Annotated in this window: 19 protein-coding genes, 1 tRNA gene and 1 pseudogene; 6 read left to right on the top strand and 15 right to left on the bottom strand. The window is 31.3% G+C overall.

The window, feature by feature from the left end:
* The 6 genes and pseudogenes from IUY40_RS04290 to IUY40_RS04265 all read right to left on the bottom strand — a co-directional run.
* A pseudogene (locus IUY40_RS04290) lies at positions 1 to 448 on the bottom strand (hypothetical protein); the annotation flags it as partial.
* A gap of 5 nt (positions 449 to 453) precedes the next feature.
* Entirely contained in the window at positions 454 to 3,312 is a 2,859-nt protein-coding gene (locus tag IUY40_RS04285; protein ID WP_195735627.1) for an OmpA family protein, read from the bottom strand.
* Between the two features lie 12 nt (positions 3,313 to 3,324).
* Positions 3,325 to 3,816, bottom strand: a complete 492-nt coding sequence (locus tag IUY40_RS04280) for a DUF4280 domain-containing protein (protein ID WP_195735626.1) — start codon at positions 3,814 to 3,816, stop codon at positions 3,325 to 3,327.
* 68 nt (positions 3,817 to 3,884) lie between these two features.
* Positions 3,885 to 5,042: a LysM domain-containing protein gene (locus IUY40_RS04275; protein WP_195735625.1), complete on the bottom strand. Its 1,158-nt coding sequence runs from the start codon at positions 5,040 to 5,042 to the stop codon at positions 3,885 to 3,887.
* Positions 5,043 to 6,908: 1,866 nt separating this feature from the next.
* Positions 6,909 to 6,986 (bottom strand) — tRNA-Val (locus IUY40_RS04270).
* Positions 6,987 to 7,198: 212 nt separating this feature from the next.
* Positions 7,199 to 8,437 (bottom strand): folylpolyglutamate synthase/dihydrofolate synthase family protein, encoded by a 1,239-nt coding sequence (locus tag IUY40_RS04265; RefSeq protein WP_195735624.1) that lies wholly within the window; start codon positions 8,435 to 8,437, stop codon positions 7,199 to 7,201.
* A gap of 131 nt (positions 8,438 to 8,568) precedes the next feature.
* Here IUY40_RS04265 and IUY40_RS04260 point away from each other — a divergent pair, with 131 nt between their 5' ends.
* Together IUY40_RS04260 and IUY40_RS04255 are read left to right on the top strand one after the other, a co-directional pair.
* The gene (locus IUY40_RS04260) at positions 8,569 to 9,264 is read left to right on the top strand and encodes a MotA/TolQ/ExbB proton channel family protein (RefSeq protein ID WP_195735623.1); all 696 of its coding nucleotides are present in this window, start codon (positions 8,569 to 8,571) and stop codon (positions 9,262 to 9,264) included.
* A 3-nt stretch (positions 9,265 to 9,267) separates the two neighbouring features.
* Positions 9,268 to 9,663: a biopolymer transporter ExbD gene (locus IUY40_RS04255; protein ID WP_195735622.1), complete on the top strand. Its 396-nt coding sequence runs from the start codon at positions 9,268 to 9,270 to the stop codon at positions 9,661 to 9,663.
* A gap of 68 nt (positions 9,664 to 9,731) precedes the next feature.
* Here IUY40_RS04255 and IUY40_RS04250 read toward each other — a convergent pair whose 3' ends face one another.
* The 5 genes from IUY40_RS04250 to IUY40_RS04230 all read right to left on the bottom strand — a co-directional run bounded on the left by IUY40_RS04250 (position 9,732) and on the right by IUY40_RS04230 (position 14,818).
* Positions 9,732 to 10,688, bottom strand: a complete 957-nt coding sequence (locus IUY40_RS04250) for an energy transducer TonB (RefSeq protein WP_229335363.1) — start codon at positions 10,686 to 10,688, stop codon at positions 9,732 to 9,734.
* Between the two features lie 257 nt (positions 10,689 to 10,945).
* A complete protein-coding gene (locus IUY40_RS04245) occupies positions 10,946 to 12,172 on the bottom strand; it encodes a Glu/Leu/Phe/Val dehydrogenase dimerization domain-containing protein (protein ID WP_195735621.1) in 1,227 nt (408 codons plus the stop codon).
* 123 nt (positions 12,173 to 12,295) lie between these two features.
* Positions 12,296 to 12,871 (bottom strand): chalcone isomerase family protein, encoded by a 576-nt coding sequence (locus tag IUY40_RS04240; RefSeq protein WP_195735620.1) that lies wholly within the window; start codon positions 12,869 to 12,871, stop codon positions 12,296 to 12,298.
* Positions 12,872 to 13,060: 189 nt separating this feature from the next.
* A complete protein-coding gene (locus IUY40_RS04235) occupies positions 13,061 to 13,636 on the bottom strand; it encodes a chalcone isomerase family protein (RefSeq protein ID WP_195735619.1) in 576 nt (191 codons plus the stop codon).
* Between the two features lie 606 nt (positions 13,637 to 14,242).
* The gene (locus IUY40_RS04230) at positions 14,243 to 14,818 is read right to left on the bottom strand and encodes a chalcone isomerase family protein (protein WP_195735618.1); all 576 of its coding nucleotides are present in this window, start codon (positions 14,816 to 14,818) and stop codon (positions 14,243 to 14,245) included.
* A gap of 638 nt (positions 14,819 to 15,456) precedes the next feature.
* On the opposite strand from IUY40_RS04230, the gene IUY40_RS04225 reads away from it, so the two are divergent.
* From IUY40_RS04225 to IUY40_RS04215, 3 genes are all read left to right on the top strand, one after another.
* The gene (locus IUY40_RS04225; RefSeq protein ID WP_195735617.1) at positions 15,457 to 16,599 is read left to right on the top strand and encodes an acyl-CoA dehydrogenase family protein; all 1,143 of its coding nucleotides are present in this window, start codon (positions 15,457 to 15,459) and stop codon (positions 16,597 to 16,599) included.
* Positions 16,600 to 16,781: 182 nt separating this feature from the next.
* Positions 16,782 to 17,756 (top strand): M20/M25/M40 family metallo-hydrolase, encoded by a 975-nt coding sequence (locus tag IUY40_RS04220; RefSeq protein ID WP_195735616.1) that lies wholly within the window; start codon positions 16,782 to 16,784, stop codon positions 17,754 to 17,756.
* Between the two features lie 37 nt (positions 17,757 to 17,793).
* On the top strand, positions 17,794 to 18,471 hold the full coding sequence (locus IUY40_RS04215) for an SDR family oxidoreductase (protein ID WP_195735615.1): 678 nt from the start codon (positions 17,794 to 17,796) through the stop codon (positions 18,469 to 18,471).
* Positions 18,472 to 18,487: 16 nt separating this feature from the next.
* Here the strand turns inward: IUY40_RS04215 and IUY40_RS04210 are convergent, their stop codons facing one another.
* The gene (locus IUY40_RS04210) at positions 18,488 to 19,183 is read right to left on the bottom strand and encodes a VanW family protein (protein ID WP_195735614.1); all 696 of its coding nucleotides are present in this window, start codon (positions 19,181 to 19,183) and stop codon (positions 18,488 to 18,490) included.
* Positions 19,180 to 19,848 (bottom strand): class I SAM-dependent methyltransferase, encoded by a 669-nt coding sequence (locus IUY40_RS04205; RefSeq protein WP_195735613.1) that lies wholly within the window; start codon positions 19,846 to 19,848, stop codon positions 19,180 to 19,182. The genes IUY40_RS04210 and IUY40_RS04205 overlap by 4 nt, the downstream gene beginning before the upstream one ends.
* A gap of 54 nt (positions 19,849 to 19,902) precedes the next feature.
* Between IUY40_RS04205 and IUY40_RS04200 the strand changes: the two genes are divergently transcribed.
* On the top strand, positions 19,903 to 20,508 hold the full coding sequence (locus IUY40_RS04200; RefSeq protein ID WP_195735612.1) for a SprT-like domain-containing protein: 606 nt from the start codon (positions 19,903 to 19,905) through the stop codon (positions 20,506 to 20,508).
* A 93-nt stretch (positions 20,509 to 20,601) separates the two neighbouring features.
* On the opposite strand, the gene IUY40_RS04195 is transcribed toward IUY40_RS04200, so the two are convergent.
* Together IUY40_RS04195 and IUY40_RS04190 are read right to left on the bottom strand one after the other, a co-directional pair.
* The gene (locus tag IUY40_RS04195; RefSeq protein ID WP_195735611.1) at positions 20,602 to 21,363 is read right to left on the bottom strand and encodes an ATP-binding cassette domain-containing protein; all 762 of its coding nucleotides are present in this window, start codon (positions 21,361 to 21,363) and stop codon (positions 20,602 to 20,604) included.
* Positions 21,360 to 22,109 carry an ABC transporter permease gene (locus IUY40_RS04190; RefSeq protein WP_035619715.1) on the bottom strand — a complete coding sequence of 250 codons (750 nt, stop codon included), beginning with the start codon at positions 22,107 to 22,109 and terminating at the stop codon, positions 21,360 to 21,362. Before IUY40_RS04190 ends, IUY40_RS04195 begins: the two co-directional genes overlap by 4 nt.
* Positions 22,110 to 22,161 lie beyond the last annotated feature (52 nt).

The raw sequence follows: 22,161 nt of genomic DNA, 5'->3' as shown, positions 1-22,161 counted from the left end.
ACACTTCATATTTCATATATTCTATATCATTTGCTTCTTTTTTTTTCAAGTCATAAGAAGTTAAGTCAAATTCCAATTGTGTATCCTCTACTAAAGCAGAGAACGTTTCATGATATTCTGCTACTTTCCCCGCTGGATACATTTTATATGATACAGTATGCTTTCCTGATTTAAAAAGTAAATGATTGATCTCAACAGCAGTATTTCCTAAAATTTTATTTGATTTTTTATAGACTCTAACCCCATCGACAAACATTTCAAAATAACATTTGTCGTTAAAATATCCTAAATGATATATTTTTTCAGATGGATAATGTTTTACTTGTTTAGCTATCTCTTCTACTAAATTATCGGCGGTAATGTTTTGGTTTTGCATAACTTGATTTTTTGGTTGTGAACAAGCCATAAAACTTGTAATCATGATTGTACTTAATATTATTTTTTTCATTTTAGTTAAGATTTAAATAATTGTATTTCAGATAAAGGCACTTCAAAAGGTTCTATAAGGGTAAAAGGAGTTGGTTTTCCATCATTGGTAGACCAATCTAATAAATCAGTTATGGGTTTTGAAATTTTTAAACTACCTAAATATGTGCCCTCTACTCCAGAACAGTATAAAGATTGGGTAACGAATAGTCCTTTTCCTCCCTTGGTATCTACACCGTATTTTAGTTTTACTCCAGCTGCGCCTTTCAAAGCGAACTCGAGCTTAGTTTCTATAGTATTTTGTAATCTAAAAAAATCAAACTTACCTTTATACTCTCCCGTAATTTTAGCATTAAAATTAATTTGGTCTTTAGTAATTGTTTCATCTTCAGCTGTTATTACTAAATTCCCCAACTTATCTGTAAAGCTATAAGTATTAGTAAGGTAATTATATTGTATTTTTTTTTCAAACTTAATACTCCCAGTAATGTCTATTGTTCCTTTAATTTGTATCTCTTGATTTTTAAAGTATTCTATAATTCTTTTGTTGTTTTTTTTGTTGTTTTCGAGTTTCTTTTTAGTTTCTGGGTCTTTGGTTTTTTTTACATTTTGTATATCGCTAATGCCACTGGAAATTAGTTCTACAAGATCAAATTCTTCTTTAATATTAATGGCTATTAATGGGTTAGCTTTTAGGTTGGCTTTGTAAACTAGTGCCAGTCTGTGGTCTTTTTGTTTTTGGTAATACATTCCTGCATTTATAGCAATGGCGGGTGTTATTATTTCTAAACCTGCCTCTTTCATAGCGTCAATGTATTTTTTGGCTTTTTTTGCTTTGTTGGCTAATTTTAATAATCTTCCCTCAAGGTTCTTTCCTCGTGTAAGATAAATTAGCAGTAAATCTATTACTATACCTACTACTACAAACTCGTACACCACTGCTGCCGCAAAGTATTTGGTATATTTGGTCTGTTTTATTAAGTCGGTTTCTGTACCTATTAAAGAGAGTTCCTGTCCTACTTTTTCGAGCGTGCGGTTGTGTATGGTATGTATAGCATAGGCAAAAAAATCAGCCTGTTCTTTTATGTAGGGTAATAAAATTCTATCTGCTAAATTTATTATTGGTGTTATTTTTAAAACTTGATATAAAATGGTATTCGTAAGTTTATCGAGTATATCTTTAATACCTGTAGTTAATTCAAACGTTTTATTGTGAAAGAAATAATCGCCACTGTCTTTGTAGTTGTATTGAAAATGTCCAATCCATATTATATCGGGGTAGGTTCTTACCTCTAGCGTTGCTTTACTTTTGTCGGCATAATAGGCACAACTGTTGATATTGAATGTAAAAGAATTGTAGATTGTACTAAATGGATTTAGATAGGAAAATAAAACGCTTCCTGTGTTTTCGGGAAAATTAGCGTGGCTTGCAAACATTTTGCTCGGAACTTTATCACCATTTTTAATTGTTTTTGTTTTTTGGTTGTCAAATACAATGACTTCTGTTTTCTTGTGTTTTACATCTCTAAAACAGGCTTTGTCTGAACGGTTGATAATATTTACAGTAATGTTTTCCGTAAGGGCTATGTTTGGTGCTACAGTTTCATATATTATTGCATCCTGGTTGTATTCTATATAACTAAAATTTATTTCTACACGTCTGTTTTTCTGGTAGACATCTTCTGTTTTTCCCGCTGCAATAGGGTTTACTTCGCCAAATCCTCTTGTTTTAATTCTCTTGGTGTCTAGTCCTCCGTTTACAAAAAGGGTTTTTACTGCCTGTGCTCTTCTTTCAGACAATGTTTGGTTATAGTCTAGGGTTCCCCTGTCATCGGCATGACCAGAAAGCAGCATTTCTAAATGCTGGTTGTATAGTAGGAAATTTAAAAGATAGTCTAGCGTTTTTTTTGCAATTGGCAGAATATCAGCTTTATCAAATTCAAAATATACTTTGTGTTTTGCGGATTGTGTTTCGGGACTGTTTTTTTTAAATAATGTAACGCCATCTTTAAATACCTCAATCTCATCGTCATTATCAGTAATGTTGATCTGGTTAAATTTACAGAGATGGTAACTTTTTTTGTTTTTATCTACTCTTCCCACTGTAGCCGTGGTGTTATTGGTAGATTTTTCTATTACTGTAGTTGCGATTTCGTTTTTAATTCTTAAAAAACGGGCATGTACATAATCTTTACCATCACTTACATATTTTCCGTAGGCTGTTTTAATTTTTATATAAAATTCTTCTTTGTCTTTTGGATTTCCTATTTTACCGCTCCACAAGAAGGAGTTTCCTATTTTTAAATTAATTTTTCCATCTATTACTTCGACACCTTTATATACATATATAAGTTGGTCGTCTTCTAATTTTCTTGCACTACTTACTCTTCTGTAAATTTCTAGATATACTATGTCACCATTAAGACCTTCGGTGTTTAAAAATAGATATATCATGCTGCCATAAGAAAATGTAAAAGTGCTTCGTACATCGTCTCCACCTTCTCTAACACTCCATTTACTGCTTATTATTTTTGGTTCGCACCAGCCTTTTACATAGAGTCCTGGATTATTGGCAAAATCTCTTTTGCCAGATAAAGAGGCTTCAATATAGTACTGATATGATCCGCATAAACTTTTGGTGAGTCTTAATCCATATTTTTTATTGGACGTAATTAGCATTTGATTGACAATGACTTTTCTGTCTTTGCTTTGCCTCATCCATTTTATCGGTTTTGCTTTATCTTCGGTAGTAGTTCCGTTTTCCCATTGATCGATTTCAAACCAAACCCATTGGTCGGGTTCTATGGTTAGTCTTTGATCTGGTACAGACATTTTGGGATAAATTAGTCCTTTTGAATATTTTATTTTTTTTACTCCTTTTGCCATAATCTGTCTTTTTTATTCGTACATATCCTCACTGCCATGATGTAGATATGCTGCTTTGTACATTTCGTCTGGACTCACCAGTGGGTTTATCTGTTTGCTTACTTCTTTATTGGCATTTTTGAAATTTTGCGAGCTGGCTTCGGCTTTTTGTCCATGGTCTATTATTTCTATGCAAGGCGATCCTGCAATTGCACATATTGCCTTGCTGTCTTCTAGAATAATATTCCCCCCGTTGCTTAATGTTACTTTTTTATAAAAGTCTTTCCATTCGGTTATGTTAGGTTTGCAAATGGGTTGTGGGTAACCGTTTTTAGAACATTTTCCGAAGGTGTTTTTCTCTAATGTTGCCCCGCCAATTTCTTTGGTGGTTACAATCAGTTTTTTTGATGCTGTTTTGTCATTGGCATATTCTTTTTTATGAGAAAGCACCATTATTTTATCTGGTGTTTCTCCAAACTGGCAGGTGCATTGTGCTCCCTGTACTACGATGTGTTTTTCTGCCATTATTTTTGCTTTTTTGGTTATAATTTTTTTAGCTATTTTTATTTTAAAAACAACACTTCAAATTTCATTTAGTTAAAGATTGACCTTACTTTTTCCCAAAAACCAGTAATTTCAATTATATCTTCATCACTTTCTAAAACAGAAAATCGGTTATCACGCACTCTTAGTATTTCGGCATTGGATAAATCAGCAATACTAACGGATATTTTTTTTGTTTCTTCGAGATCTATGCTGCATTCTAAATGAATCATTTCGGGGATGCACTTGTTTGGGTGTAAAAAAGCTTTTGCTTTTATAGAGCCAAAAGGATTCGCTTTTTTTTGCTCTAAAGATTCTTCTGAAGCAAACAAACTATTGTTGATGAAGTCTGCTTGGGTACGTATATCATCTAAAAAGCCATCTATTTCTAGATTGATTAGGTTGTATTGATCCAAAAGAGGATCTACTTTCATTATTACTTTATACCGTGGTTCTACGGTATTATCTATAATCGGGAAACGGATTTGTTTTTCTGTTGTAAAATCTTTTTCAAAACTGGTACAATACCCTAAAAATAATGTCCTGATAAATAGATCATCGGAAAGTGAATGTGCTACTGTTTCTGGTGTCTGGAGTAATTTGTCTATTTTAGAAATGTATTCTTCTACCATTTCACCTTCAAATTCTTTTTTTATTTCTTCTTTAATAGCATTCCAGCGTTCTGTATAATTGACAGGCGGTACAACTTGTTTCCAGCCACCGTCTTTATCAATTAATAGGGTTAGAGGATAAAGTACCTGAGATGTTTTGTATGCTAAGATATAAGCAATGTTTTCAGCTTCTTCTTGATTAATATTGATTTTTGAAATACGATTAATTTGAAAAATAAAATCACCGTCTTGTTTTTTGCAGCTCACAGAAGCTTCATATTTCAGTTCGTTTTTCTCTTTTCCATTTTCTATAGTTATCATTACTCCATATTTATAAAAGGAATTATGAGGAAAGTAGTTCAATGTATTGTTTGGTCCAAAACTGACTTTTTTAGGACTATTATCTTTAATGTTTTTTTTCTTTTCTAAAGGAATAATAAGCTCTCTTTGATAGCTTAATTTATTCTCTAAACGCTCCAAAGGAGTGCAATGTGTATTGTGATAATGGCAGAGTTCTTCTACAGTCATATGGTGCTCTTGAGCTATACTTTGTAAGGTGTCATCTTGTTTGACACTGTAAATATGATGTTGTACCATGAGTTTGGTTTAGTTTATAAGATGTTTATTGACTTTAGGTCATTGATTATTGGTAACTAGGAGGGCATAAGTATTTTAAATCCCGTGCCATTTTGTTCCAATCAGTCTGCTTTAGCTTAGAAAAATCTACTGTATTACCATCACAAGTAAACTTGCCCTTAAATTCTTTTTTGGGATTGTCTTCTAAATGTTTTTATTGTAATTTTTGCATCCAATATATTTTCAGTTTCTTTATAAAAAGAAGAAATCTTGCTTGAAAGAGTACTTATACTTGGGAATTAATATTTTTAAGTATACAATAATTAGTAATAAAATCGTTATTGAAGCAAAACCAGCAGGAAGTAATCATAACTTCTCTTTTATTTTTATAAAATAATAATATCCAAACTGAAGCTATGAAAGCATCATTTACCCCTTAGATTTTATCCTTATTCAGAACACCATATTTGTCGGCATCTTGTGCATAGTAACCTTGAAACTGTATAATTCTATTTTGGGAGTCTCTGTAAACATGAGAGAGTGAATAAGAGATTTGCTGTAAATTATCGGATATTTCCATTTTCTGATTGAATTGTTGTTTTGCAAAATCAAAATTTTAACTCAAATAGATTATAGTCTAAAGTCCTTGTTTCTAAAGTTCTTTATGCCAAAGTCGGTTTAAGCTATAGATGTTAATTTCAGGGTTATTATTCCTTCTTGTGATTTCTGAATAAACGGTTCCTTTGCCATCTGTATGTCTTAGTATTTCTGCTTTTGAGAATACTACTTGGTACTTATTACTTTCAAACTATAAATCTCTTTTAAATGCCATAGAAAGCTATAAGTTGTTGAGTTTTTTTTTGAATACTCATTTTTATATCTGGACTTGCATAAACAAAAACGCAATGTTTTTTAATAATTTTTGTAAGAATATAATAGATTTTTTATTAATATATATACGAATATACACTTATTGTTTATATGTGCAAAACAAATAAGATTATTTTTCGCTCAAATATTTATGATTTGTTTTATTTGAATTACAACAATGAAGAAATAAAGAGGAAGTGCTTCTTTTTTTTATATTAATTCAAATATGTACTTACGGTGGTAATTATATGATTCAAATTTTGATATTTGTGTTGTTAAATTTTTATTTCATTTCCATGTTAAGTCGAATAAATTATTGTTTAAATATTCTTAAATTCGTTTGAAAAAGACACCTTAAGACTCAAGTTTGTCTTATGAAATATGTCATGATATTGCTTTACGGCTGGAATAATAAAGCTATGTCTAATACAAAGGAGCATCGGTCGAACTATCAAATAACGTTATTTCTTTTATTTTTTTGTACTTTATCAGGTTGTGGACAAAATAGCCTAAATTAAATAGTTCTGAAAAACGTGAGTTTAATTATTCTGGAAATGAGTTTTGTGTAAAATTTTTAAATAATATTTTAAAGGTCACTAAAGCTCAATCAAATAATTAAAGTGTACTAAAATTTCGAATGGAATACTTTTAGATATTAACCATGGAGGATGGTGGAGATAAACTAACATTTGTTCCCGATGATAAAATCAAAGAAGAATCGTTATCAATGAGGGAAATTTAAAATTCGTTTTTATGTTTAACCGAATATATACTCGGTTCTGTTGGTTTTTAAACACTGGGAAGCTCGAATAAGTGCTTTAAAATAATAAACTTGCGAATTCTAAGATTTGAAGATTTTGTTGCTTTTTTTGAGGTTTTTTTGGAAATATTGAAAAAAGCGATCTTTTTACTTCTTTTGTCCTTTTTGTAGGGAGAGCATGATCCACTTGATCGCCAATAGCATGGATTTGTAATTCTTTGTATAAAAAAAACTCCTTAATTTCTTAAGGAGTTTCTTGGTGGGCGATGAGGGGTTCGAACCCCCGACCCCCTCGGTGTAAACGAGGTGCTCTGAACCAGCTGAGCTAATCGCCCTATTTTACTAGGTTGCTATCATTTTCTGATTGCGAGTGCAAATATAGAACTGTTTTTCGTATCTCCAAAATATTTTTAAATAAAATGTGATAGTAATTTGTATTTAATTTTTAGCCTCTTGATATTTAGTTATTTGGAATTGCTGTTTTTTAGTGAAAGAATCAATTATTTCAATGTTTATTCTCTCTTGCTGCAAATTTGTTTCACTTTTTTTATTTCTTTTCATCAGATAAAGGCAGCTCGGCTACAACAAATGTACTTCCGCCTGCATAAATAAAATCATTTTTAGTCGCTTTTTCTTTTGCAGCTGAGAAAGCTTCAGAAACTGAATCGTATGTTTTACCTATTAAATCGTATTTTTTTGCATTTTCTTGCAAAATAGAAGTGGCTAAACCACGACTAGAATTAGGACTGCAGAAATAGTAGTGCGCTTGTTTAGGAAATAATGGCAAGATCGAATCTAGATCTTTATCATTTACAACACCAAGAACAATATGTAAGTTGTCGAAAGTTTCTTTTTTAATCTGATTCATGACAATTGCTAAGCCATGTTTATTATGGGCGGTATCGCAAATTATTTTTGGATCCGCACCAAGTTGTTGCCATCTTCCTTGTAGACCAGTATTTGCTGTAACATTTAGTAAGCCAGCTTTAAGGTTTTTATTGGTTACTTTAAAATTATTTAGCGTATTTAAAATATGAATTGTTTGCTGTACAGTTTTTTTATTATGCTGTTGGTAATCTCCCAATAAGTCCGAAGGGTAAACTTCAGTAATCAAATCAGAAGCAAAATAAATGGGAGCGCTATTTTCCTTGGCTTTAGCTAAAAAAACAGGTTGAGTTTCAGGAGTGTATTCTCCAATTACAACAGGAGTGTTTGGTTTTATTATTCCCGCTTTTTCAGATGCAATTGTTGCTGGAGTAGTTCCTAAAAATTGTATGTGATCCAAATCGATATTGGTAATTACCGAAATTAAAGGTGTAATAATATTAGTAGCATCTAAGCGTCCGCCTAAACCAACTTCTATAATAGCAATAGCTACTTTTTCTGTAGCAAAATAATCAAAAGCCAGACCAACTGACATTTCAAAAAAACTCATGTCGTTAGATTCAAAAAAGGATTTGTGCTTGCTTATGAATTCGCAGACAAAATCTTCTGAAATTTCTTTACCATTAATTTTAATACGTTCTCTAAAGTCTTTTAAATGTGGTGAAGTATATAACCCAACTTTGTATCCTGCTTCTTGTAATATTGAAGCAAGCATATGCGAGGTCGAGCCTTTTCCATTTGTTCCGGCAACATGAATGCATTTTAATTGATTTTCAGGATTATCAAGATGTGAAGCTAGAAGCTTAATATTAGTTAAGTCTTCTTTATAAGCCGAAGCTCCTTGTAATTGATACATCGGGAGTTGATTAAACATCCAGTTTGTAGTTTCTTGATAGTTCATTTATTTTGAATAAAATAGTTGCTGATTGAAATATTTTTCGTTTTTTTTAGTTTAATATACCAACGAAAAGTATCTTTATTGCAAAATTGGAATATTTTTTAGAATTAATTATTAAAAACAAGAATTAATATATGTTTAGCTTCATTCAATTACAAGCAGATACCATTGCAAACGCCACATCTAACGTAGTTATCGAAAAAATTGCACCAAATACAGAGATTTCTGTTTTAGGATTTATTTTAAAAGGAGGGGTTTTTTTGATTCCAATTGCCATTTTGTTATTTTATACTTTTTACCTAATTATTGAGCGTTATTTATATATCAGTAAAGCTTCTAAAATCGATAATAGATTGATGACGGATGTTAGTGTGAATCTAAATTCAGGTAATTTGGATATGGCTAGAAGTATTGTAGAGAGAAGTGATACAGCTGCAGGGAATATTCTTAAAGAAGGTGTACTTGTTATAGGAAGACCAATTGCTGAAATTGAATCGAATATGGACCGTGCTGCCGATATTGAAATAGGAGAGATGGAAAGACGTTTAGGGCATTTAGGGCTTATTGCTGGTATTGCGCCAACTTTAGGTTTTATTGGGACTATTTCGGGAGTTATCAAGATATTCTATAGCATCTCGGTTACTGAGAATATTAGTATTGGTAATATTTCTGGTGGTTTGTATGAAAAAATGATTAGTAGTGGTTCAGGATTAATTGTAGGTATTATTGCATATAGTGCATACCATCTTTTGAATGGTAAAATCGATGATTTTGCATTAAAAATTCAGAAGCAAATTCTCGAGTTTGTAAATATTATTCAAAGATCATAAGCTATGTCAATTAAAAGAAAAAGAAGATTTCATGCCGAAGTGGCAACTTCATCGCTAAGTGACATTATGTTTTTCTTGCTTTTGTTTTTCTTGATTATATCGACATTGGCAAATCCTAATGTTATAAAAATGACATTGCCAAAAGCTAAAGCAAATGAAAAAACAAACAAACAATTTATAAGCTTATCGGTTACAGAAGATAAAAAATTCTTCATCGATAAACAGCCAGTAGATTTTGAAGAGTTAGAAACAACATTAATGTCTAAATTAGGTACAGATAAAGAACAAACTGTAGTTGTAAGGATTCCGTTTAATCTACAAGTGCAAGACTTGGTAGATGTGCTTCAAATAGGAGTAAGGAACAATCTTAAGTTTGTTATTGCGACAAGTCCTAAGTAATAAAAAAATAAATAAAAAAGGCTTTCAGTGTAAAAATCTGAAAGCCTTTTTTTATTGTTCTTGTCTTTTTAATTCAAATCGAAATTGTAGATAATCTTACCAACTTGTTTTTCGGGAGCGTCGTTACTTGCAGCCCATTTTGTATTCATCGCAGCTATTTTGGCTTGATCCAATAAACATTTTGCAGTGTTTGTAGTTCCTTTAATTCCTGCAATAGCGCTTATGGTTTTTCCGTTTCTGTCTACAGCAACTTCTACGACTACTCTTCCGACTTCATTACAGGTATAGTTTGGAGCAGGTTTGGACAATGCTTTTCTGTTTCCAAGGGAATAACCTGATCCACCGCCAGAACCGCTTCCTGATCCGCCTCCACTTCCAGAACCGTATCCGCTTCCTGTTCCTATTCCGTTGCCAGTTCCATTTCCTCCACCAGTTCCCCCACCAGAACCACCAGTTCCATAATAACCATTAGAACTCAAGCTTCCGTTTGATTTTCCTTTGTTTCCTGCGACTTTATCATCGCCATCACCACCTTTGTTAGAGCCTTTTAAAATACTTGATAGTGCATCATTTGTGGTGTTTGAAACTTTAGGTTTTTCAACAACAGGTTTTGGGTCTGGTTTTGTAATAGTTATAGGCTTTTTTGTTTTCTCTTTTTGAGGAATTACAACACTCTCTTCGGTAGAATTCTCTTGTGATAGAATAGCTTCTTCGGGAGTTGATTTTACTGGAGTTTGTTTAGCATGGTTTTTTACGTCTAAAATTTCACTTTTGTAATTTGCACCTGAGCCCAAATCACTATCGCCAAAATTTACAGTTACACCGCCACCGCCACCGCCGCCAGCTAGTTCATTCAGGCTATTTGCAGGTGGCCAAAAACGAATGAAGAATAAAAGAAGTATGATTAGTCCATACAAAAGCACAGAAACAATGATAGATTTCTTTCTATCCGAACCTGGAGCATTTATAAACGTGTCGCTAGCTTTGCCTAGTAGTCTTGATATTAGTCCAATAGGGATTACCATATTTTATCAAATTAGTTTTAAATTTAAACGTTTAAAAGTACTAAAAATTGTTTACAATCAAAGAGTGGTGTGGGTTTTATGAAATGTAAGTTTTTGTATCTATTTCTAATACGCAGATTTGTATTGTGTTATTCCAGATATTTAATGGGTTAAATATTATTCACTCGATTTGCTAAATCGGTATGAGTAAAAAAATAAAAAAACGAATCAAACAGATAAAATGCTAGTTTGATTCGTTTAGAATGAAGTGTAAAAAATTATACTAATTGTTTCAGTGCAATTTCAAATGCAGTTGCGCTGATATTTGTTTTTGATGAGTTTAAAGAATGCGCTTTTTGGATTGCATTTTTTATAGTATTCGAAGTGTCATTAAAAATAGCTTCATCGGTCATTTGTACTTTCTTTTCCATGAAATAGGCAAAAACACGAGCCATTCCGCAATTAGAAATAAAGTCAGGAATCAAACTCACCTTGCTATCTACTTGTTCCATAATAGAACCAAAGAAAATTTCTTTATCTGCAAAAGGTACATTTGCACCGCAAGAAATTACTTCAAGACCATTAATGATTAAAGCATCGATTTGATTTTGAGTTACCAATCTAGAAGCTGCACAAGGAGTAAAAATTTCAGCTCCAATTGTCCATATTTTTTCATTTATTTCTTCAAATGGAATCATATTATCGGCAACAAGTTTATTGCCATCTTTTGCTAAAAATAATGCTTTGATTTCTTCAAAAGAAAAACCTTCTTCTTTAATTAATCCACCATCTCTATCAATAATTCCGATTACTGTAGCGCCCATATCTGCTAAATAAAAAGCAGCAGCAGATCCTACATTACCAAATCCTTGTACGATTGCCTTCTTCCCTTTTACATCGCCACCATAAGTAGCATAAAAATGACGTACTGCTTCGGCAACGCCAAAGCCTGTGATCATATCAGCAACAGTGTATTTTCTGATGACATCAGGTGAGAATTTTGGATTTTCGATTACTTTGATAACTCCTTGACGCAATTGCCCGATTCGGTTAATTTTATCCGCTTCCGTAGGTTTAAAGTGGCCATTAAAAACTCCTTCTTGTGGATGCCAAACACCGCATTCTTCGGTCATTGGAATTACTTCGTGAATTTCATCAACATTTAAATCACCACCAGTTCCATAATAACTTTTTAGTAATGGCGATACTGCTTTGTACCAACGTTGTAAAACCCCTTTTTTTCTTGGATCGTTTGGATCAAAATTAATACCAGATTTAGCACCACCAATCGCAGGTCCAGAAACTGAAAATTTCACTTCCATTGTTTTTGCCAATGATAAAACTTCGTTTACATCTAAACCTTTTCGCATTCGGGTACCACCACCAGCAGCTCCACCTCGAAGGGAATTAATTACTGTCCATCCTTCAGCTTCAGTTTCAGAATCTTTCCAGTTGAATACGATCTCAGGCTCCTTATTTTCAAATTTCTTTAATAAATCTTTCATTTTACTGCGATTAGTTTAATTTAGACAAATATAAAAAATAGGATAATGCGAAATGTGTATTATACTAAATATTTCAAATAGTTCGTATAATGCTATTTTTTTAACCAAATTACCTAAGAATACTTATTTACCTAATAACTGATTTTTTAATTTCTCATCCGTAGGTTTCTCAGCTAACCAAATACTAAAAAGTGCTTTTTTGAAATCAAATCCTTGAATTTTTCCTTTTAATTGATTGTTCTTATATACCCAAACAGAAGAATCGTTTGAAGAATATATAAGTTTAAAGACATCTTTTTTAGTGATATCATCACTTAAGTAGTTTTTTAATTCTTCGATTCGAGGTTGTAATGCATTTAAATTATCTCCAGCAGTTTTTTTGAAATTATCATCCATTGCTTTTGTCAATTTTTTAGAAGATACCATCGAGGAGGTAATTTCTATTCGGATTGCCATTTCTGTGTCACTATCAATAATGAATTTTGCATCTTGACTTAATTGCGATAAGTACAAGGCTTGTACATATATATCTGACCACATCATAGTTCTTCCGCCAGCACCATTTAATGATAATTTTTTGCTTTGGAATTCTATAGTTCTTGGAACCATAACACCTTCAATATTAAAAACTTTCTGAGCCGTAGCGGTCGAAAATTGTAAAGTCATAAGTACTGTAACTGTTAATAAAAAATTATTCATTATTTTTATATTTTTCGCAAAAGTACCCCTAATTTTTATATTTTAGGAATAGATAATCTTACTTTTCTATAAATACCCTAAGAATGAATATGTTTGTTTTATAGTCAATTGGTTGACAGTTAATTAGTGATTTATAAATATACTATAGTTTGTTGTTTGCTTTTTTTAATAAGAAAGCATATTTAAAAGTTATTTGCCTAATAATTGATTTTTCAATTTTTCATCAGCAGGTTTATTAGATAACCAAATTCCAAAAAGTGCTTTTTTGAAATCATCCCCTTTAATTTTTCCTTTTAGAATATTATTTTTATATACCCATACCGTTGAATCAATAGGTGAATAGATAATTTTAAAAATATCTTTTTGACTGATTTGACCACTTAACATATTATTAAAATCTTCTAATCGGGATCTTAAGAGTTCCATATTGTTTCCAGCTGATTTTTCGAAACGATCATGTATAAGTTTGGTTAATTTAGTAGCTGGTACTATTGAAGATGTTATATTGATACGAATTGCCATTTCAGTGTGACTATCTAGGATAAATTCAGCATCTTGTGTTAATTGAGATAAGTATAAAGATTGTACACAAGATCCTAACCATAATTTTGATCTTCCGCCTGCACCATTTAATGATAAAGTTTTGTTCTGAAACTTGATTGTTCTTGGTAGAATGACACCATCTACTGTGAACGTTTTTTGTGCGGAAACATTAGTGAATTGCAAAGTTGAAATTACTGTAAGTAATAGTAAAATTTTTCTCATCTTTTTGTAATTTATGTGATTTTTACAAAAATAGCCCTATTTTCTATCTTTTTTTAGTGATTATGTCCTCTTTTAGAGAAAATATTTTATTTAAGAATGTTTTTGGTTTGTATTATTGTCTTGTTAATCAAGTTATTGTGGAATATTTATTTCTTGAACTTATGGTTCTTTTTAGGTTTTGTTTTACTGCTTATGAAGTTTGTATCACTTCATAGATTTAATGTTTTGAATAAGATAAAACAATATTTTTTTTTGTAATGAGGTATTTATTAGGGGTATGGTTACTTTTTGGACAAATTTATTTTGATTGTTTGTAATCAAAACCACGTAACTTATAATTTTATTAGCTTTATTAAACACTTGTTTTGTAGGCTGCTAGTACAGAATTTTAATAACACAGCAATTATTAAAAATTAACAATTTATTTGTGGTTTAAATAAGACAACGTTTGGTTATTAATAAGAAGTATTATCTTTCAAAAGCAAAAAACAATGTTTTTTTGAGGTTTTGTTTAGTTAAAAAATATAAGGATTAAGCACTTTTAATGCTATTGTATGATTCTGCTGTTAGGGTAAAGATGTTTTTTAAATAAGTTTGTATAAATAATTATTTACCTAATAATTGATTTTTTAATTTTTCATCGGCAGGTTTGTCAGATAACCAGATTCCGAAAAGTGCTTTTTTGAAATCAAACCCTTTAACTTTTCCTTTTAAAATGTCATTTTTATATACCCAAACTGATGAATCAATAGGAGAATATATAAGTTTAAAAACATCTTTTTGAGTGATTTCATCGCTTAAAAAACTTTTAAACTCTTCGATTCTTGGGCGTAATGCTTGCAGATTATCTCCCGCAGATTTTTCGAAACCACTATTCATGGCTTTCGTTAATTTGTTTGAAGATACCATTGAGGAAGTAATTTCAATACGTATCGCCATCTCGGTATCACTGTCAATAATAAATTTTGGATCTTGACTTAATTGTGATAAATATAGTGCCTGAACATATACTTCTAGCCACATTTTTGATCTTCCGCCAGCTCCATTTAAAGATAAAGTTTTGCTCTGAAATTGAATTGTTCTTGGAACAGTAACACCATCAATATCGAAAGATTTTTGAGCAGTCGCCTCTGTGAATTGCAAAGTTAAAATTACAGTAAGTAATAGTAATAAGTTTTTCATATTGTCGTAATTTGTATGGTTTTGACAAAAATACTTTTAATTTCTATATTTTTATGATAAATGTGTTGTGTTTTTTTTAGCAAACTACTTCTGTAAGAAAACGTCCATTTAAAAGTTATTGTTTTGGTGTTTAGCTACTTATGAAATATAAATATTTGCTGAATTATCTTATTTTTTGCTATTTGTAATTTGATAAAAAAGTACATTTTGGAGAAGGAATTAAGAGGAATCTGTTCGTTTTTTCTTCAAAAAATATATTTTAGAAGTTTTCTGACTACAATTTATTAACCTCTATCGTAATTTTTATTTTATCTTTTAAGGTATAAACTAAAATTATTTTAATCTATAAATAAGATGTATTTAGTTTTATAATCTTGAGCAGTTTTTTTTTAATAAAATTTCATGTTTAAATTGTCTCTGCTATTAGGAGTTTTAATCGTTATTATTGAGTTTTTTAATAAAATTTTAATGGTTAATAAACAAGTGACATTAAGTGAAGTTCTTAATATTGTTGCGATAACGATATAGTTTGTGTTTTTCTTTAGTCAAAAATGCGAATCATAATTGAAAATTTCAGTATAAAAAAGTACCTTTGGATATATATATTTAACAAAAATCAACTTTTATTTTATAATACTATGGATTTTAATCTTACCGAAGAGCACTTAATGATTCAACAAGCTGCTAGAGATTTTGCTCAAAACGAATTGTTACCTGGTGTGATAGAAAGAGACGAAAAGCAAATTTTCCCTACGGAACAAATAAAAAAAATGGGACAACTTGGATTCATGGGAATGATGGTTGATCCTAAATACGGAGGAAGTGGTTTAGATACGACTTCATATGTAATTGCAATGGAAGAGATTTCGAAAGTTGATGCTTCGGCTTCTGTGGTAATGTCGGTAAACAATTCATTAGTTTGTTGGGGACTTCAGGCTTTTGGTACCGAAGAGCAAAAACAAAAATACTTACCAGGCTTAGCTTCTGGAGAAATTCATGGAGCATTTTGCTTAAGTGAGCCTGAAGCAGGTAGTGATGCTACATCACAAAAAACTTCTGGTATCGATATGGGAGATCATTATTTGGTAAACGGAACTAAAAACTGGATTACCAATGGTAATACAGCTTCTGTATATATTGTAATTGTGCAAACGCATGCGGAGAAAAAGCATAAAGGAATTAATGCTTTAATTATGACTAAAGATATGCCAGGTTTTTCTGTTGGACCAAAGGAACAGAAAATGGGAATTCGTGGTTCAGATACACATTCATTAATGTTTAGTGATGTAAAAGTGCCTAAAGAAAACCGAATTGGAGAGGATGGATTTGGATTTAAATTTGCTATGAAAACATTAGCAGGTGGAAGAATTGGTATAGCTTCTCAAGCGTTAGGTATTGCTTCAGGGGCTTATGAATTGGCGCTTAAATATTCGAAAGAGCGTAAAGCTTTTGGAACAGAAATTTGTAATCACCAAGCTATTGCTTTTAAATTGGCAGATATGGCGGTAAATATTGAAGCAGCTCGTCATCTTTGTATGAAAGCAGCTTGGGATAAGGACCAACACAATAATTATGATGTAAGTGGTGCTATGGCTAAATTGTTTGCTTCGCAAGTGGCAATGGATACAGCTGTAGAGGCTGTACAAATTCATGGTGGGAACGGATATGTAAAAGAATATCATGTAGAACGTTTTATGCGTGATGCAAAAATTACTCAGATTTATGAAGGAACTTCAGAAATTCAAAAAATAGTAATTTCAAGAGCAGTTATTGCAGGATAATCTTTTGAATTTATTGATATCAAAACCCTTTCAGCTTTCGGGATTGAAAGGGTTTTATTTTTGTAATAAAAATAATTATATTTACAACTAAGAGGGTAACAGTGTTTTTTGCCAGTTACTCATTTTTAGAATTATGATTGAAAAATCTTTAAACTCAACGAATCAAACCAAAATCATAAATAATGAAAAAACTAGTACTTTTATTCCCTTTTATTTTTTTTGGATGTAAATCCAATACGACAGTTACAACCGAAGCTACACAAACAGCTTCTAAGTTAGAAATTAATTATAAAGTTAAGGAGAGTGAAGTATCTTCGACTTTAAAATATCTCTCCTCAGATGAATTAGAAGGCAGGGAAACTGGGACAAAAGGAATTGAAAAAGCAGCGGTTTATTTAGAAGATTTCTTCAAAACCAATAATGTAAAACCTTATTTTTATTCTTATCGAGATACTTTATCTACATTTAAAACTCCAGCATATAATATAGTTGGATATTTAGAAGGAACAGATCCTGCTCTAAAAAAAGAATTTGTGATTTTAAGTGCACATTATGATCATATTGGTATTGATAAAAAAGGACTTAATGGCGATTTTATAAATAATGGTGCTAATGATGATGCATCTGGTGTTGTGGCAGTTGCAGAAATGGCAAAATATTTCAGTCAAGAAAAATTGAATAAAAGAAGTGTATTGTTTGTGTTTTTTGCAGGAGAAGAAAAAGGACTTTTAGGTTCTAAACATTTGGCAAAAAAACTGAAAAGCAAAAATTTTAATTTATACACTCAATTGAATATTGAAATGATTGGAGTTCCAATGAAACGAGCTTTCCGGGCATATATTACAGGTTTTGATAAGTCGAATATGGCAACAAAAATTAATGAATATACTGGAGATAAAACGATAGGGTTTTTACCAAAAGAAGCCGAATATCAATTGTTTTTCAGATCAGATAATTACCCTTTTTACGAAGCGTTCGGAGTTCCTTGTCAATCAATAAGCACATTTGATTTTGAAAATTTTGAGTTTTATCATCATGTTTCGGATGAATTTAAAATAATGGATGTGCAACATATGACCTCATTTATTCAAGAATTATTGCCTGCAGTAACACATATAGCCAATTCTCCAACAAAAGAGATTATGATGACTAAATAAGCTATGCTCTTTTATAGGTTTTCCTTATTTTTGCGATATGAAAAATATTATTATTACAGGGACGAGTAGAGGAATAGGTTATGAGCTGGCTTTGCAATTTGCAAATGCAGGACATCAGGTACTAGCTATTTCAAGAAAAACCCCTCAATTACTTTTAGAACATTCTAATGTTACTTGTCTTTCTATTGATTTGTCTAATGAAGCTGAATTGTATAAAGTAGACGAATTTCTTTCTTCAACTTGGAAAAAAGTAGATGCATTGGTGCATAATGCTGGAGCTTTGCTTTTAAAGCCTTTTGCAGAAACTACTCAGGTAGATTTTGAAAGCATTTATAAAGTAAATGTTTTTGCAGTAGCCAATCTAACTAGAGTTTGTTTGCCATATCTTCAAAAAGGAAGCCATGTGGTAACTATAAGTTCTATAGGTGGAGTTCGCGGTAGCCTTAAATTTGCAGGACTTGCAGCTTATAGTTCTAGTAAAGGAGCAGTAATTACACTCTCAGAATTATTGGCTGAAGAATACAAAGAAAAAGGAATCTCATTTAATGTTTTGGCATTAGGTTCTGTTCAAACAGAAATGTTACAAGAAGCTTTTCCAGGATATCAAGCACCAATTTCGGCAGAGGGAATGGCTACTTATATTTATGATTTTACACTTAATGGTAATAAATATTTTAATGGGAAAGTGTTAGAAGTTTCTTCGACAAATCCTTAGCGTATTGGTTTTTTTACTATATTAATTTGTAAGAAGATTGATGCTTTATTTCATTGTTTATTATAGTATCTACCAAAATTGTATCTTTTAAATAATATCGCTTGAATTCTAAAGTAGCTTCCGTTATTTGGTTTTTACTTTCTAAAACGCATGTGATGTAATTTGAATTATAAGTAAAATTCAAGCGTATTGGAAAGCCTAAATTGTTTTGAAAAATTAAATCTTTATTTCCATAAACAACAGTTGCATCGGATCCAAGCGCCGTAAATCTTTCTTCTTCAGTGTAGATATCAACAGAATGATTGTGTCTTTCTATTATTTTGAGATTTGCCTTTAATGCTGTGATGTAAATAATACTTGAAAGCTGACAAATTCCGCCTGCTTTTTCTTCAGAAATTTTACCATTAATAATATTTCTTCCAATTTTAAAAGTGTTTTTGTTATTTGGATTTCCAATGATCTTCCAAAAGGAAAAAACTTGGGTAGGATAAATTACGATATTCTCAATTTTTTGCGAAGCAGTATAAATGTTGTATGTTTTGTTTTCAAAAAACTTTCCCTTTTTTATTTCTTGCATAGACGAAATCTTAAAGTCAAAATTATTAATTCCGTCTTTTGTACTGGCAAAATTATATTTTAAACCTACGCAATGACGTAGGTAAAGTTTTATTTGTAGTTTAATTGTACTGGGTATGAAATGTTTTATGATCATTTTTTTTCTAAAATAAGAATAATATATGAAGCGTAATGTTTCAGAAAAGATCGGCAAAGCAAATTGTCAAGCGGAATAAAAAAGCGTCTTAGTTTTTTAGGAAAATGATGTATAGGAAAAAATAGAATACCAGTTTGTTTCTTTAAGTTCCAATTGTCTTTGGTTAAAGCAACGATTTCATTTATTGAAAGTTCGTTTGCACCATGCCAATTTTCGGGTGTATGAGCGGTTAGTTTTCTTCTTTTTTCAGAAGGGAAATCAAAAATCAATTTCCCTTTTTTTTCCAGAATCCGATGGGCTTCGTCTAAAAATGTAGTTGTTTCTTTTTTATCTAGATGCATAATGACATGAAAACAAAAGGCATTTTTAAAGAAATTATTTGCGAAAGGAACTTGAGATAATGATCCTAATTGAATATTTTTCTCTGGATATTTTTGTTTTGATTGTAGAATCATATTAGAGCTAATATCTATTCCATATGCTGCAAAATTCAAGAATCGCCCTGTTCCGCATCCAAGATCAACAGTTTTATTGAGGTCTAGATTTAAGGATTCTAAAAAGGAACGTTCCTGATTGTCTATATAAAGTCCGTAGCTGTTATTAAAACGGTTTTCATCGTAGTTTGGAGCTAATTGTTGGTAGTAATCAGTGATTGTATTCTGCATAGGTTATAGGGCTTGATTTTGGCAAAATAGGATAAAATTACTACTTTTGTTTTAATGAGCCAAACTTTAGCAAAATATATCCCTGAGCATGCAGTAAAACCAGTTTTTGAACTTATTGTTGATAATCGTGTGCATCTTAAGATTGTAAACGAAAGGCAGACACGTCATGGAGATTATAGAAAAGGACCAAGTGGTAAACATGAGATTACTGTAAATTCTAGCTTGAATAAATACAAGTTTCTGATTACGTTAATTCATGAAATTTCACATTTAGTAGCATTCGAGAAATTTGGAAGAAATATTAAGCCTCATGGAAATGAATGGAAATATTCTTTTCAACGGTTAATGGTTCCTTTTATTCGTCCAGAAATATTTCCTAGCCACTTATTGCCGCTACTTGCGAGACATTTTAAGAACCCTACGGCAAGTAGCGACACTGATACTACTTTATCATTGGCTTTAAAGCAATATGACAAAGAAAACGATAAGAATTATATTTTTGAAATTCCTTATGGAAGTGTTTTTAGAATACATAATGGAAAAATTTTCAAGAAAATAGCTGTAAGGACTAAACGTTTTGAATGTCTTGAAATAAGTTCCGGGAGGACTTATCTTTTTAATCCAAATGCCGAAGTCGAGTTATTGCCTAGCAGAGACTAAAATTTTGAATTAAAAGCAACAAATATAAAAATCCCAAATTTCAATCTAAAGAAAATTGAAATTTGGGATTTTTAATATGGTGTATATAGGAGGCTATCCTTTTAAATAGGCTTCTCTTACTTTTTTGAATAAATTAGATGAATAAACAAATTCTACAATAGCTTTATTGTCAGTTATGAAAATCTCTTCTTTTGTTCCTTGCCATTCTTTTACCCCATTTTTTAGGAATAAAATATTCTCACCAATTTCCATCACCGAGTTCATATCATGCGTGTTAATTACAGTTGTGATATTGTATTCTTCTGTGATTTCTTTAATTAAATTATCAATTAAAGTCGAAGTATTTGGATCTAAACCAGAGTTTGGTTCATCACAAAATAAGTATTTTGGGTTGTTTACAATAGCACGAGCAATAGCTACACGTTTTTGCATCCCCCCAGAAATCTCAGACGGTAATTTTTTATGTGCATCAATTAGATTTACTCTTTTTAAAACAAAATCTACACGATCCTGAATTTTAGAGCCTGTATCTGTGGTGAACATTTTAAGCGGGAAAGCAACATTTTCGGCAACGGTCATGGAATCAAATAAGGCACTTCCTTGAAATACCATTCCGATTTCGGTACGTAATTCTCTTTTTTCATCTGGATCTAGTTCTGAATAAACTCTACCGTCAAACTCAATTGTTCCAGAATCTGGAGTGTGAATACCCAATAAGCTTTTTAATAGTACCGTTTTTCCAGATCCACTTTGCCCAATAATTAGGTTCGTTTTTCCAGTTTCAAATACAGTCGAAACGCCTTTAAGTACTTTGCTGTCGCCAAATGATTTTTCTATGTTTTTTACTTCTATCATGAGCCTAATAACAATTGTGTTAGTATATAATTAAAAAGGATAATAGATACAGATGTCCAAACGAATGCTACTGTACTTGCTTTTCCTACTTCAAGTGCGCCACCTTTCATATAATAGCCATGAAATGATGGAATAGTTGCCAATAACATGGCAAATATTATTGTTTTAATAAATGCATAAGTAATATGAAACGGAATAAACTCCATTTGTGCTCCCATTATGAAATCATCACTGGTCGTGAATCCTCCATAAACTCCAGCTAGCCAACCGCCAAAAATACCTAAGAACATACTAATTCCGATTACGAAAGGATACAATAGTAAAGCAATTATTTTTGGGAAAACCAGATAGTTTAATGAGTTAACACCCATAACTTCCAGTGCATCGATTTGTTCAGTAACTCTCATAGTTCCTATACTCGATGTGATGAAAGATCCCATTTTTCCTGCCATAATAACAGAAATAAATGTTGGAGCAAATTCTAAAATAACTGATTGTCTGGTTGCGAAACCAATTAAGTATTTAGGAATTAATGGATTTGTTAAGTTTAATGCGGTTTGAATTGCAACAACTCCTCCTACGAAGAATGAAATGAAACAAACAATACCAAGGGAATCAATAATTAAATCATCAATTTCTTTAAAGATTAGTTTTTTCATAACAGACCATTTGGTTTGTTTATTGAAAATTTCTTTAAGCATCAAGAAGTATCTTCCTATTTGGGATAAATAACGAATGAGCATCATAGTTTTTACGATTATGGGCTAAATTACGAAAATAGTTGCCAGTTTACGGTTT

Source organism: Flavobacterium sp. ALJ2 (assembly GCF_015594725.1).
In the GTDB taxonomy this organism is placed as follows: domain Bacteria; phylum Bacteroidota; class Bacteroidia; order Flavobacteriales; family Flavobacteriaceae; genus Flavobacterium.
Note: the sequence above shows the minus strand (reverse complement) of the source record. Positions and strands in the feature narration are given on the sequence as shown.

Coding starts and splice junctions, on each gene's coding strand:
- IUY40_RS04285 (WP_195735627.1), bottom strand. CDS start 3,312: ATGGCAAAAGGAGTAAAAAAAATAAAATATTCAAAAGGACTAATTTAT.
- IUY40_RS04280 (WP_195735626.1), bottom strand. CDS start 3,816: ATGGCAGAAAAACACATCGTAGTACAGGGAGCACAATGCACCTGCCAG.
- IUY40_RS04275 (WP_195735625.1), bottom strand. CDS start 5,042: ATGGTACAACATCATATTTACAGTGTCAAACAAGATGACACCTTACAA.
- IUY40_RS04265 (WP_195735624.1), bottom strand. CDS start 8,437: ATGAACTATCAAGAAACTACAAACTGGATGTTTAATCAACTCCCGATG.
- IUY40_RS04260 (WP_195735623.1), top strand. CDS start 8,569: ATGTTTAGCTTCATTCAATTACAAGCAGATACCATTGCAAACGCCACA.
- IUY40_RS04255 (WP_195735622.1), top strand. CDS start 9,268: ATGTCAATTAAAAGAAAAAGAAGATTTCATGCCGAAGTGGCAACTTCA.
- IUY40_RS04250 (WP_229335363.1), bottom strand. CDS start 10,688: ATGGTAATCCCTATTGGACTAATATCAAGACTACTAGGCAAAGCTAGC.
- IUY40_RS04245 (WP_195735621.1), bottom strand. CDS start 12,172: ATGAAAGATTTATTAAAGAAATTTGAAAATAAGGAGCCTGAGATCGTA.
- IUY40_RS04240 (WP_195735620.1), bottom strand. CDS start 12,871: ATGAATAATTTTTTATTAACAGTTACAGTACTTATGACTTTACAATTT.
- IUY40_RS04235 (WP_195735619.1), bottom strand. CDS start 13,636: ATGAGAAAAATTTTACTATTACTTACAGTAATTTCAACTTTGCAATTC.
- IUY40_RS04230 (WP_195735618.1), bottom strand. CDS start 14,818: ATGAAAAACTTATTACTATTACTTACTGTAATTTTAACTTTGCAATTC.
- IUY40_RS04225 (WP_195735617.1), top strand. CDS start 15,457: ATGGATTTTAATCTTACCGAAGAGCACTTAATGATTCAACAAGCTGCT.
- IUY40_RS04220 (WP_195735616.1), top strand. CDS start 16,782: ATGAAAAAACTAGTACTTTTATTCCCTTTTATTTTTTTTGGATGTAAA.
- IUY40_RS04215 (WP_195735615.1), top strand. CDS start 17,794: ATGAAAAATATTATTATTACAGGGACGAGTAGAGGAATAGGTTATGAG.
- IUY40_RS04210 (WP_195735614.1), bottom strand. CDS start 19,183: ATGATCATAAAACATTTCATACCCAGTACAATTAAACTACAAATAAAA.
- IUY40_RS04205 (WP_195735613.1), bottom strand. CDS start 19,848: ATGCAGAATACAATCACTGATTACTACCAACAATTAGCTCCAAACTAC.
- IUY40_RS04200 (WP_195735612.1), top strand. CDS start 19,903: ATGAGCCAAACTTTAGCAAAATATATCCCTGAGCATGCAGTAAAACCA.
- IUY40_RS04195 (WP_195735611.1), bottom strand. CDS start 21,363: ATGATAGAAGTAAAAAACATAGAAAAATCATTTGGCGACAGCAAAGTA.
- IUY40_RS04190 (WP_035619715.1), bottom strand. CDS start 22,109: ATGATGCTCATTCGTTATTTATCCCAAATAGGAAGATACTTCTTGATG.